Below are 12,560 nucleotides of genomic sequence, written 5' to 3' on the forward strand. Positions count from 1 at the left end.
CGCTCGGGACATGCGGGCAGCAGACGCTAAGGACCCCGGGCCTGTGCCGGCTGGGCGTGGGTAAGCCTGCAAAAGGCGCCGTTTAGCGTCCTTGGAGCGCCATGGCGGAGGAGGCCGTGTCATGCGATGGGTGCCGTGGCGCGTTCAGCTTAGTGGCTGGGCATGTCGTCTGCGAGGGCGCCTGAGATGCGAGCCTTCCAGCACGGAATCGAAGTCTTGTCGAGTTGGTAAATCGGCGGCTTTTAAAGCCACAGATGCGCCACCCCATTGACTCAGATCAACAATATGGCCCTGCTTTTCGGTCGTTCGATCCATTTCCTGAGCAGTTTTGTGCAATGCACTCCAGTATGGATTTATTAATATCAGGTTAACGTATATGTGCGGATTGCCGCTGCGGGAATCGCGAATATGCTACCTTTATCGTTGACGCCTCTGGGGAACCGCCCTCTGCGCACAGCGCCGGGAGCGGGCAGAGCGCGTCGTACGTGAGTATGGAGGGTGGCATGTACGTGGTGGTGGACGAGCGAGCGTCCGTCGTCGAAAGCTATGTTGGGGCGTTTTCGCGCGAGGGGGTTGCTTCTCAGGGGTTTACGCACAACGAGTTTCGTGACTGGATTCTGACGACTTGCGAGGAAGATCTTTGCGCGGTCGAGAGTTTTGTGGTGGGGGATGTGCACGATTGGGTCGGCTATCCGGACCTCATTCGCAGCTATTCCAGCGCGCCCATTATCGCGCTTGAAGATGTCAAGTCGTTGACGCACACCCTGGAGTTGTTCACCGCGGGCATTGATGACGTGGTGCGCAAGCCAGTGCACGTGAAAGAGATCATGGCGCGCGCGGATGCGGTGTGGCGCCGGGTGCGTGCCGGCGAGCCTCAGGCTGTGGAATGCGAGCGGCTGAAGGTGTTCTTCGATGGGCGGGACCCGGAGATCGATGGCGATCCGCTGGCTTTGCCGCGGCGCGAGCGCCACATTCTCGAATACCTCGTCAAGAACAGCAAACGCCGCGTAACGAAGACCCAGATCTTCAACACCATCTATGGCATCTTTAATGACGACGTGGACGAGAGCGTGATCGAAGGCCACATGAGCAAGCTGCGCAAGAAGCTGCGGCTGAAGCTCGGCTATGATGTGATCGACGCGAAGCGCTATCTCGGATACCAGTTCGTCGGCTGAGTTCAGCCCCCTTTCCCTGCCAAGGTTCCCGCGGCCGGCCCTGTGTCTGGCCGCGGGGGAAGCGCGGGCATGCTGTGAAGTAGGTTCCGCAGTCGGCGTTGTCCGGGTGTTCTACTGAGGCGTCGGCCGTTCCTACTTGATGTTTCAGGTATCTCGGTCCAAGCGGCCCAGCTGCTCGCGCCCTTTCTGCTCAGAGTGCCTTCGGCGATGATCCTGCTGCCGCAAGGCACTGCTCCGTAATTTTCAATCAGCTGACATGATCGATCGCGGGTGGGCATCTCGGCCCTTGCGCGCGGCGGCATGCGTCGCGTCGCCGATGGATCGAGGCATGCCCTCGTCGTTTCGGTTCGCGCGCGTGCGCGGTTGGGAGTCAACAGTCGAGAGCGATGGGCGCGCGCAAAGGCGCGGATATCGCTGCAGGCCTGCGAGGCAGCCTGCATGCGCGTTCGCCTTCGCTTGTGTCTTCACGCGCCCGCCGCCCGGCGCTGGTCCGAGGTCTGTGCGCAGGCCGGCAGGCGGATGGAGAAGACGGCGCCCTCATCATCGTTGCGCGCGCTGAGATTGCCGCCGTGGTTGCGGATGATGCCGAAGCTGACGGAGAGCCCGAGCCCGGTGCCCTGGCCCGGCGGCTTCGTGGTGAAGAATGGCTCGAAGATCCGGTCGATGATGGCGGGGGAAATGCCTCCGGCCGCGTCCCGCACGTCGATGCGCACACAGGGCGAGGCGCCGGGGCGGCTCTCGGTGTTGGCGTCGATCCAGATACATCCAGCGTCGTCCTTGTTGGTCCCGGGCGTGGCGGTCACTGCGTCGCGGGCGTTCTGCAGCAAGTTGATGAGCACCTGCTCCAGCTGGTCCTGATGGCACAGCACCTGAGGCAGATCGGGTTCGATGTTGGTGATCACGCGGATGTCGTCGCGGCGGAAGAGAGGGCCCACCACCTCAAGCGCACCTTCAACGGCTTGTGCTGGAGCGCAGGGCTGCAAGTGCGAGTCACTTTTGCGCCCGAACAGCCGCATGTGATCGACAATGCGCCGCATGCGCATTGCCTGCTGGACGATGCGCTCCAGCCGAGCGACGAGCTGTTGGGCGGGTTGCCCGCGCTGGGCCGCATTGAGCGCGTTGGAGGCGGCGAGGCGGATGACGCTGAGGGGCTGATTGATTTCGTGGGCGAGGCCGGTCGCGAGCTCGCCGAGGGAGGCGAGCTTGAGTACTTGGTGGAGTTTGTTTTCCTCCATCCGGCGCGCGGTTTGGTCCACCGCGAAAATGACGAGCTCGCGTCCGCTCCGCTCCGCTGCGGTGGTCCGGAGGGGGGCGATCACCATTTCCACCTCCAGCGCCTCGGCACCCTCGGCCAGCTGCTCGGAGTGAACAACCGGCGTCGTGATCGCGCCGGCAAGGGCCTGAAAGCGCGCGCTGGCGAGGTAGGAGGTCATCATCCGGGCCAGTCGGGCATCTCCCGGTGTGCCGATGGCAACAGGCCCGGCGGCCGTGAGGTGCAGGACGCTCACCCCCGGCACGCGGCTGATGGCGTCCAGCATCTCGGTTTCACGGCGGCGCGCGACCGCTTCCATTTCGCGGGCCTCGAGGCGCTTGCGGATGCGCAGATGCCGGCTGGCGAGGAGCCCAAGCAGCAGCAGGACGATGCCGAGCGCTGCGCCGGTGCCGAGAATCGCCGCCCTGAACTCGCTCGTGTGCGCGCGAACGAACGCGAGGGAATAGGCGACCGTGACGTAGAATGGGTAGCGATCTGACCGGACCATGGAGCCGACGCGCGCGACACCATCAAGCGTGCTGGTGAATTCGTAGGCGGACTGCTTGTTTTCCACGGCCCGCCGGAAGGCAGGGCTGCGGGAGACGTCATCCCCGAAGGAGGTGTGCTTCGCCGCGCGGGCGCGGATGACGCCGTCGAAGCCGACAAGGCTGATCAGCATGTCGTCGTCGGTTCGCAGGCTTTTGTAGAAGTCGACGAAATCCGTGACCGCGTATGAAGCCGCCACCATCCCAAAGAAATGCCCCTCCATATCCGTCAGAGGGCGCGTGATGTGGACGGTCCATTGCTGGGTGCCGCGGTCGAGCACCGGCTTGCTGATGAAGAGCCCGCCGGCGGGCGCGCCGCGCTCGGCGTGGACGCGAATATGCTCACGATCCGTGAGATCCACAACGGGGCCCGCGCCACCGGCATCGCGGGCGATCATGATCCCGTTCCGCCCCACCACGGCGAGCTGCACGATGGAGTGCGGCAGGCTGAAGGTGTTCAGGGAATGCTGGATCTGTTCGGGAGTCCATTCGCTGTCGAAGGCGCTGGCGAAGTTGAGCAGCAGCGCATCCGCCGCGTCCACCGTCTGCTCGAAGTTCTTCAGCAGCAGCTCCGCGACCTTCCTGGCATTGACCTCCTGCTGCTGGGTGATCTGGCGGCTGTACATGGCATACAGGCCGAGTGTCGCCAGGAAGGGCAGGCAGGCCATGACGACCAGGAACGCCGCCAGCAGAAGTGTGACTGGTCCGCTCGTGGTGCGTGTGGGGCGCGGCTCAGCAGCCATGCGCGCCCGCATTCCCGCGCACAACCCGGGCCCAGCGGAGGAGAGTGGGGCACGGCCTTCTCATGCTTGCGCGTCTCGCGCCAGCGGAAGGGGGCGTGAAGCCTGGAGTTCCAGTGCGCGCATCGAGACAGCCCGGCTCGTCTTCAGCAGTCAGCAAGCAGCCCGCTCTCCCACCGATATCGCAAGCGCCCCGCCTTGTTTTTTGGGAATTGGCGGCAATGGCAGTGGAAATGTCAAGAATGCCGCCGCGCTGCAGCCGCGCGGTGCGCCCGCCCCGAGCCTCCGTGGCGCTGGTGCTACCGGATTGGTCGTGCCTCGATCTGCTCTTCGCACATGGTGAAGCATTGATGGACGTCGCGGAAAGAGAAACAGCGCGATTCGCATCGTGCAGGCGTATTTTTCATCGTTTCGCCTTGTGGTTGTTCAATCGCGCGTAGACATCGTGGGCGCTAGCTGCAATTTCGCCGCACTTGCAGCTTCGTGGGCCCGAGTGGATGCCAAGGCGGTTGCGGAGGGCGTCAATGCCGTGGCAGACGTGGGTTTTATCGGGGGCGTTCATTTTCATCGGAAGCATGAGGTCGCGTTCGTTTGCGCTCGCCCGCTCGGGCTCGGGGCGGTGCCCGCCGGACGACGCTTCATGATGGGACGCCCCGGGGGGCGCTTGGGGAGTGCGGAATGGACGGGCAGGGGCAGGGCGGCCCTCGTGTGTTGCTGGTGGATGATGATCCCGATCTCCTGATCGAGCTGCAGGATGGCCTGGAGGTGATCGGCATTCCCGCGCTGACCGCGCGGACGGCTGCGGAGGCGCTGGGGCTGGTGCAGGAGCACGAGAGCATCCAGGTGGTGGTGACCGATCTTCAGCTTCCGCGCATCGACGGCATCGAACTGCTGCAGAAGCTCGCGCTGCGCCGGCGCCGGCGCCGGCGGCGCATCGCCGCCATCGTGGTGACGGGTCACGCTTCTCTCGACCGGGCCGTGGGCGCGCTGCGCCTGCAGGCCGTGGATTTCCTGCAGAAGCCGGTGAGCGCGGAGGAGGTGGCAAGCGCCATCGGCCGTGCCTTCGCCGTGGTGGACGGCGCCCGTGCGCAGGTGGACGCAGAGGCGCCCGGCGCGGTCGATCGGGGAGACTATCTGCGGGCGCTGGTGGCGGCGCGCAGCGACCGCGCGGCGATCTTCGATGCCAACCTGTTTTCCGATCCCGCCTGGGAGATGATGCTGGACCTCGCAGTGGCGGAGGTCAGCAACCGCTCGATCTCAGTCACCAGCCTGTGCATCGCCTCCGGCGCCCCCACCACCACGGCGCTGCGGCGGATCGACGACCTGCGGGAGGCAGGACTGGTGGACAAGATGCCCGACGCGCGCGACAAGCGACGTATCGTCGTGCGGCTGACGCCGCTTGGCCGCGAGCGCATGGACACCTTCGTGCAGCGTCAGGCGGAGCGCATCGGTCTCAAGCTCGATTGAAATCGGCTGCCGGGCCTGCCGCGCCGCGGCGTTCGCCTTGAACCCTTGGTGGTACTGGTCTATGCTCCGCCAACGGTTCGTTCCGTCGTGGCCGATGTCAGATTCTGACGTTTCAGGCGCGAGACGATCGACCTCGAAGCTGGACGGTGTTTCGCCATGGCCATCTATCTCGGATCCACGTTCGCGACCTATAATTACTACGCGAACAACAGCGCCAAGGCCCTGGAGGTCCAGGCCGCCGATGGGCAGACAAAGACCGAGACGGCGTATTACGAAGCCAATATCGGCAATGTGAAGACGGTCGACGATCTCGTCAGCAACTACCGCCTGTTCAACTATGCGATGACGGCTTATGGCCTCAGCGACATGGCCTACGCCAAGGCGTTCATGACCAAGGTGCTGACCAGCGATACCACGGACAAGACCAGCTTCGCCAATAAGCTCGCCGACAACCGTTTTACCAATTTCGCGAAAGCGTTCGCGAATCTGAATGCGGACAGTACCACGACGACCGACACCACGACCGGCAGTGGCACCACGGACACCAGCACCACCACCGGCGCCTCGACTGAGACCGTGGTGAATGCCTACCTGCAGCAGTCGATGGAAACCGAGCTTGGTCAGAGCGACCAGGGCGTGCAGCTGGCGCTCTACTTCAAGCGCAATGCGTCTTCCATTTCGAGCGCCTACGGCCTGCTCGGCGACAGTGCCATGTGGAAGGTGATCTCCACCGTCTATGGCCTGCCGGCGTCGCTCGGCAGCATGGATACCGATACGCAGAAGTCGGTGGTCGAATCGAAGATGGACATCACGGACCTGCAGGACGCCACGAAGGTGGATAAGCTTCTGCAGCGCTTCACGGCCATCTGGGACGCGACGGAGAACGTGGGCACGGATCCCATTCTCACGCTGTTCGGCGGTGGTTCCAGCAACAGCAGTGCGGATGGCACGCTCGCGCTCTTCGTCTAGCGCTTTTGGCGGAGCGAGAGGTGGCGGTGCGCTTCGTGCGCGCTGCCCAAGGGGTTGTTCGCGCCTTCGCTGCGCGCGGGTCGAGCGGTTATTGGCATCGGGCTCAATGCTCCTGCCTCACCTTGCTCCTGTGCCTCGCGTCCACGCTGGCGCCCAATTTGAAATGGCGGTTTGAAGGGAACGCTGGAAAGCGTGATTGAGCACGCCCGCCGTCGTATGGCGCGGCGCCTCGGTATCCGTTTGGCTGACTGGCCTTCAGGCCGAAGGGGCGCTGGCGCCTGTGAAGTGCGCCCATCGTTGATGTGCTCGATGTGGCTCCGCTTGCCGCCGACCGGGATGCGATACATGCCCCCGCATGGCCCTGGGGTTCGCGCCGCGCCAGCTCTTGCTTCGGCGGTAGGCTGGGCGCAGGGGGCTGGCTGGTGCCGCGAGGCTGTCGGTGTCGCTCGCCATCCGCTCCGGCTTCGTACGGCGAGGTGTTGGTGTTCAGCCGCGTTCGCCCTAGGCAGGGGGCGCCGTCATGTCCCGTCCGGGCTCACGCAGCTCTTTCCTGATCGAGGGCCATTTGGCCCCTTGATGGGGGAGAAACGGCGCGCGCGGCCTCGTATGTGGCGGGCGGCGACACAGGGCGCGCCTGCGCCCGCCCGCCGGTGGGGCCGAGCCGTGGACATGCGGCCGTGACCACGACGCGAGGTCGTAGCGCCGGCCGAGGTGCCGGTCATGGGGCCTGTCGTCGAGGGCGTCATCCGAGCCCATGCGTCACAGGCGGAAGGTGGCGCCGCGCGAAAAGCAGGACTGGGTCGCTACATCCTCGCGCGGCGTCGCGCTCAGGGTCGCTGCGCGCCTTTTCGTTGCGCTCGAACGGCGCCGGCCGCGCGGCGGTCATTCCCGTGGCCGAGCCACGGGCCGCGGCGGCGGGTGCTCAAGAAGGCTCCGCGCAGCCCTGTGGCCGGAGCGGCGCGGGCAATGGCGCGCGTGTCTCGAGGCAGGTCTCCACGCCGGAGCCAAGTGCCATCCGGGGGCATCCTTCAAGCTCAGGTCCAGTTGCACAATGATGGCTGGAAGAAGGGCAGGGTACCTATTCTTTGAAATAAATAAATTTCATGAGAATTTGAAGCAAGACCGAAAATTTCAATCTTTCGCCGTCTTGATGCGTTATGTGTGTATAGCTCTGAGCCTGTCTGCCCATTTTGTCCGCGCGTCGCAATTCTGAAGTGCGGCGCGGAACGCGTTCAGGGTATTACCTATATTCCTACCTCTTAAGCCGAGGAGGCGGGTGATGTTCCGCGCGACAGCATTGACGCTGGCCCTTGGAGGAATAATGCTCTCTAGTGGGCCGATACTTGCTCAACAAGTCGATGGAACGCCCGGTGCGCCGGATTCGGCCGTGGTGATCGACGGGCGGCAACTGCCGGCCCCGCCGCAGCCCTTCGGCGGCGTCATACGGGATCTGGCGCAGGATTCGAAGCCGTTCTGGCCGGCACGCATCGTGCCGCCGCAGGGCGCGCCCAACGTGCTGCTCATCATGACCGATGACGTAGGCTTCGGCGCCCCCTCCACCTTCGGCGGCGTCATCCCCACCCCCAGCCTCGACCGCATCGCCAACAGCGGCCTGCGCTACACCAATTTCCACTCCACATCCCTATGCTCGCCAACCCGTGCTGCGCTTCTGACGGGGCGGAACCACCATTCAGCCGGCTTCGGCGTGATCGCGGAGATGGCAACCGGCTTTCCGGGGTATGACAGCGTCATCACCAGGGACAAGGCCACCATCGGCCGCATCCTGCTCGACAATGGCTACCGTACCTCCTGGTTCGGCAAGAACCACAATACGCCCGCGTTCGAGGCGCTCGCCACCGGCCCGTTCGACCAGTGGCCCATGGGCATGGGCTTCGAGTATTTCTATGGCTTCATGGGCGGCGACACCAACCAATGGGAGCCCGGAAACCTCGCCCGCAACACGACCTATATTTATCCGTTCGTGGGTAAGCCGGGGTGGAACCTGACCACGGCCATGGCCGACGAGGCGGTGAGCTACATCAACCAGGTGACCACGCTTCTGCCGGGGCGCCCGTTCCTCCTCTATTACGCGCCGGGCGGCACCCATGCGCCGCACCACCCCACGCCCGATTGGATCGAGAAGGCCTCCAGCCTGCACCTGTTCGACAAAGGCTGGAACGCGCTGCGCGAGCAGATCTTCGAGAACCAGAAGGGGCTGGGCGTGATCCCGGCGAACGCGCGGCTCACGTCCTGGCCCGATGACCTGCTGAAGCGCTGGGAGCAGCTCTCGGACGACGAAAAGAAGATGTTCAAGCGGCAGGTGGAGGTGTACGCGGCCTACCTGATGTACACGGACCATGAGATTGGCCGAGTCATCCAGGCGGTCGAAGACGCCGGCCAGCTCGACAATACGCTCATCATCTACATCAGTGGCGACAACGGTTCCAGCGCCGAAGGCACGCTGATCGGCACGCCGAACGAGGTCGCCATGTTCAATGGCGTGGATGTGCCGGTGGAGGAGCAGCTCAAGTATTTCTATGACGCGTGGGGCTCCGACAGGACCTACAACCACATGGCCGTGGGCTGGACCTGGGCGTTCGATACGCCGTTTGCCTGGACCAAGCAGGTGGCCTCGCACTTCGGTGGCACACGACAGGGCGTGGCCATCTCCTGGCCCAGGGTCATCACCGACAAGGGCGGTATCCGCACCCAGTTCCACCACGTCATCGATATCGTGCCCACGGTGCTGGAAGCGGCCGGCATCGTGGCGCCGGAGGAGGTGGACGGTATTCGCCAGAAGCCTATCGAAGGCGTGAGCATGCTCTACACCTTCGATCCGGCGCATACGAACGCGCCCTCGCGCCATGTCACCCAGTATTTCGAGATGATGGGGGATCACGCGCTCTATCACGATGGCTGGATGCTCTCCACCAAGGTCATGCGGCCGCCGTGGGTGACGCAGGGCGCGCTGTTGTTCGATCCCACCAAGTATCCGTGGGAGCTCTACAACATCACGGACGACTGGACCCAGTATGAGGACGTGGCGGAGCGCAACCCGGAAAAGGTGAAGGAGATGGCCGCCCTGTTCTGGGAGGAGGCGCGCAGATACCAGGTGCTGCCGCTCGACTCGAGCGTCACCACCCGCCTCATCACGCCCCGGCCCAGCGTCACCGCCGGGCGGAGCGTCTTCACATGGACTGCGCCGCTGGTCGGCACGCCCAATGGCGACGCGCCCTCGGTGCTGAACACCTCCTACACCTTCACCGCCGAGGTGGAGCTGCCGGTGGGCGGTGGCGATGGCATGCTCATCACCCAGGGCGGGCGCTTCGCGGGCTATGGCTTTTACCTGCTGAAGGGAAAGCCGACCTTCACCTGGAACCTCGTGGACCTGAAGCGCGTGAAGTGGCAGGGCGTCGAGCCGCTCTCGCCGGGCCGGCACACGCTGGTGTTCGACTTCAGGTATGACGGCCTCGGCGCGGGCACCCTGGCCTACGGCTCCACCAGCGGCCTCGGCCGTGGCGGCACCGGCACGCTGAGCGTTGACGGCAAGGTGGTGGCGACACAGAAGATGGAGCACACCATCCCCCTCATCCTGGCCTGGGACGAGAATCTCGACGTGGGCTCCGACACCGGCACGCCGGTGGACGACGCCGACTATCAGGTGCCCTTCGCCTTCACCGGTCGGATCGGCCGGATCACCCTTGCCATCGACCATCCCGAGCTGACGCCCGCGGATATCGCCCGGCTGCGCGATGCCAAGGCCAAGGCCGCGGATGGGCCGGCGTCGGGAGAGGCCGGCGTGAACGCGGCGGGCGGCATCAGCCCGGTGGCGGGCCGCCTCGAAAAGCTCAAGGCGTGCCGCGAACAGGCACTCGCGAAGAACCTCGAGCTGCTCGACCGGATCAAGTTCATCGAGGGCTGCGCACGCTGATCGGGCTTCGGGCCGGCGCGCGGGCGGCGGACCCGCTCCGGCCGGGGCGGCGGGCGCGGCATCGGCTCCGGTCAGGGCGGATGCCGGTGCCGCGCCTTGCTGTTCCTCGCGGCCGTCTGCCGTAGCGGAAGTCGCGGGCGGCTGGCCGCCGGGAGCGCCTTGACCGCTCCGGCGCTGCCCGCCTCTCCCGGATGATGCCGGACGTTTCAGGGCCGGGGCGTCGGCTCGGTGTGCGTCGGGCGCGCTGAGCCGAGGGGCTCACACCCCCCGGAACAGGGGTTTGCGCTTCTCCAGGAAGGCGCTGATCCCCTCCTTGTAGTCGGCGCTTTCGAACACCTGCCGGCGCATGTCCTGGATGCGCTCGAACACCTGGGCGGGCACCGGCTGGTCGTCGGTGAGCACGCGCAGCTGCTCCTTCACCACGGCGATGGCGAGCGGCGCCTTGGAGGCGATGAGCGCGGCGAGTGCGAAGGTCTGTGCCTCGATTTCTGCGGCGGGAACGAGCCGGTTGATGATGCCCCAGCGCTCGGCCGCATCCGCAGCCAGCGGCTGGGCGGAGAAGAACATCTCCTTGATGAGGTTGACCGGCACCCGGTGGAGGAAGTGCAGCAGGCCGGTGGTGTTGTAGGGCAGGCTGAGGTTGGCTGGGGTGATGGCGAAGGTGGAGCTTTCGTCGGCGATGATCATGTCACAGGAGAGGACGAGGTCGAACGCGCCGCCCCACACCGCCCCCTGCACCATGGCGATCACCGCGCCCGGATAGGTGCGCACCGCGCGCAGCACCCGTTCCAGTGGGTCGCGATAGGAGAGGGGGTCCTCTTGGCCGAGCGGCAGCTCGCGGATGTCGTGCCCGGCGGACCACACCTTCGCGCCGGGTGCGGCGCGCAGCACCACCACCCGCACGCCCTGCGCGCGGAACGTGTCGAGCGCGGCGAGGAGCCCTTCCGTCAGCTCGCGGCTCAGCGCGTTGCATTTGGCGGGGTTGTCGAGGGTGAGGGTGCCCACCTGGCCCTCGCTGCGGCAGCCGACGAGAGGGGCCGGCGTGGTCTTCTGCTGCGGGGAAACGCTCATGCCACCACTCCTGCGGGCCTCCGCTATGGAATGCCCCGCGGGGTGCCTATCATCTTCCCGTTGCGTTCAGGAGACGCGTGCCCGCCGCGCGGCGTTGCGCCGCTGCCCGCGCCGGGGCTCAGGCGGCGTGGCGGGCGAACAGGACGAGCTTGGAGACCAGCTCCGCCTGCCGGCTCACCCCCAGCTTCTGGAACACGCGCTTCAGCACCACGCGCGCCGTGCCCTCGGTGATGCCGAGGGTGGAGGCGGCCTCCTTCAGGCTTTGGCCGGCGCCGAGCAGGGCGCCCAGCCGGGCCTCCCCCAGCGTGAGGTTAAAGGCGTTGCGCAGCACGGCGGGATCGATGACGCGATCCTGCTCCAGCGGCTGTGCCAGCACCAGCACATGGGCCTTGGCGCCGGCCTTTCCGGGCGCCGGGTCCCGGTCTGGGGCGGCGGGCGGGTCCTGGAGGCCGAGATGGTCCGCCGAGGCGCCGACCACGGGCAGGGTCCAAACCACCAGCCGCGAGGAGCCGTCCTGGGCGGAGACCGTGGTGGGCTGGGGGGTGGCGCTGTCGTCCGGCGCGGTGGCGTGGGCGTTCTGCACGGCCGCGCCGAAGGCATCCTGCTCGTGGCGCTGGGCCGGCGCGAGGCGCCCGTCGTCATGGGTGAAGTAGCGCCCGATCAGGTTCTGGGCCGGGCGGTTGATGAGCAGCGGCCGCTGCTCCTGGTCGAGCACGAAGGCGGCGCGGTCCATGCTGTCGAACGCGGCGGTGGTGGAGCCCAACTCCGCCTTGACGCCGGTGAAGCGCGAGGAGATGCGCAGTGATTGCTCCACATGGCGCGAGAGCAGGCGCAGCGTGTCCATCTCGGGAGAGGCGTAGGGCCCCTTCGCCTTGGCGCGCTGTACCACCAGCGCGGTGGGCACGCCGAGATCGGACTGGATGGCCGCTGCCATCTGCCAGCCGAGGCCCACCCGCGGCAGAAACTCGGTGTAGTAGGGGGAGGCGGCCATCTCGCTGTCGGCGATGACATCATGGTCGCAATAGACGTCGCCGACCCGGTAGGCCACCTCAACCGAGCGGTCGAGCCAAGGATTCTGCTGCCACCATTGCTCGCTCCGGGAGATGGCGATGAACTCCGCAAGCCGCGGCGAGTGGGCGTCGACCTCCCATCGGCCGGTGGCGCTCTTCGCGCAGACGAAGGCCCCTTCGGAGCCCGAAAGGGCCGCGACAGCGTCCATCGCCTTCGACCAATGCTCCGGGCTGAGGGTGGCCTCGTAGATGCGGTAGACCACGTCACTGAATTTCAGCAAGACTTACACTCGCTCAATGAGGATCAGCAAAGGAGGCGCAGACGCGCGCATTGCGCATGTCGCCGTGTATAACGGCCTCGAACTGCACAGTTCAAGTGCGTTGACGGTGCAGTCATGCA

7 protein-coding genes are annotated in these 12,560 nt (G+C 65.8%); 4 read left to right on the forward strand and 3 right to left on the reverse strand.

Annotated features, from left to right (window positions below; genetic code table 11):
- Window positions 1-503 precede the first annotated feature (503 nt).
- A complete protein-coding gene (locus V5F61_RS00950; RefSeq protein ID WP_393987002.1) occupies window positions 504-1,175 on the forward strand; it encodes a response regulator transcription factor in 672 nt (223 codons plus the stop codon).
- Window positions 1,176-1,639: 464 nt separating this feature from the next.
- On the opposite strand, the gene V5F61_RS00955 is transcribed toward V5F61_RS00950, so the two are convergent.
- Entirely contained in the window at window positions 1,640-3,715 is a 2,076-nt protein-coding gene (locus V5F61_RS00955; RefSeq protein ID WP_393987003.1) for an ATP-binding protein, read from the reverse strand.
- A gap of 675 nt (window positions 3,716-4,390) precedes the next feature.
- Here V5F61_RS00955 and V5F61_RS00960 point away from each other — a divergent pair.
- From V5F61_RS00960 to V5F61_RS00970, 3 genes are all read left to right on the forward strand, one after another.
- A complete protein-coding gene (locus V5F61_RS00960; protein WP_393987004.1) occupies window positions 4,391-5,179 on the forward strand; it encodes a response regulator in 789 nt (262 codons plus the stop codon).
- A 156-nt stretch (window positions 5,180-5,335) separates the two neighbouring features.
- The gene (locus tag V5F61_RS00965; RefSeq protein ID WP_393987005.1) at window positions 5,336-6,148 is read left to right on the forward strand and encodes a DUF1217 domain-containing protein; all 813 of its coding nucleotides are present in this window, start codon (window positions 5,336-5,338) and stop codon (window positions 6,146-6,148) included.
- Window positions 6,149-7,469: 1,321 nt separating this feature from the next.
- A complete protein-coding gene (locus V5F61_RS00970; RefSeq protein WP_393987006.1) occupies window positions 7,470-10,079 on the forward strand; it encodes an arylsulfatase in 2,610 nt (869 codons plus the stop codon).
- A 258-nt stretch (window positions 10,080-10,337) separates the two neighbouring features.
- On the opposite strand, the gene scpB is transcribed toward V5F61_RS00970, so the two are convergent.
- Together scpB and V5F61_RS00980 are read right to left on the reverse strand one after the other, a co-directional pair.
- Window positions 10,338-11,150, reverse strand: coding sequence for a methylmalonyl-CoA decarboxylase (scpB, locus tag V5F61_RS00975; protein ID WP_393987007.1), 813 nt, complete (start codon window positions 11,148-11,150; stop codon window positions 10,338-10,340).
- Window positions 11,151-11,268: 118 nt separating this feature from the next.
- On the reverse strand, window positions 11,269-12,441 hold the full coding sequence (locus V5F61_RS00980) for a helix-turn-helix transcriptional regulator (RefSeq protein WP_393987008.1): 1,173 nt from the start codon (window positions 12,439-12,441) through the stop codon (window positions 11,269-11,271).
- Window positions 12,442-12,560: the final 119 nt, after the last annotated feature.

Origin of the sequence: Xanthobacter sediminis, from assembly GCF_043195015.1 — a bacterium.
Lineage (GTDB): Bacteria > Pseudomonadota > Alphaproteobacteria > Rhizobiales > Xanthobacteraceae > Xanthobacter.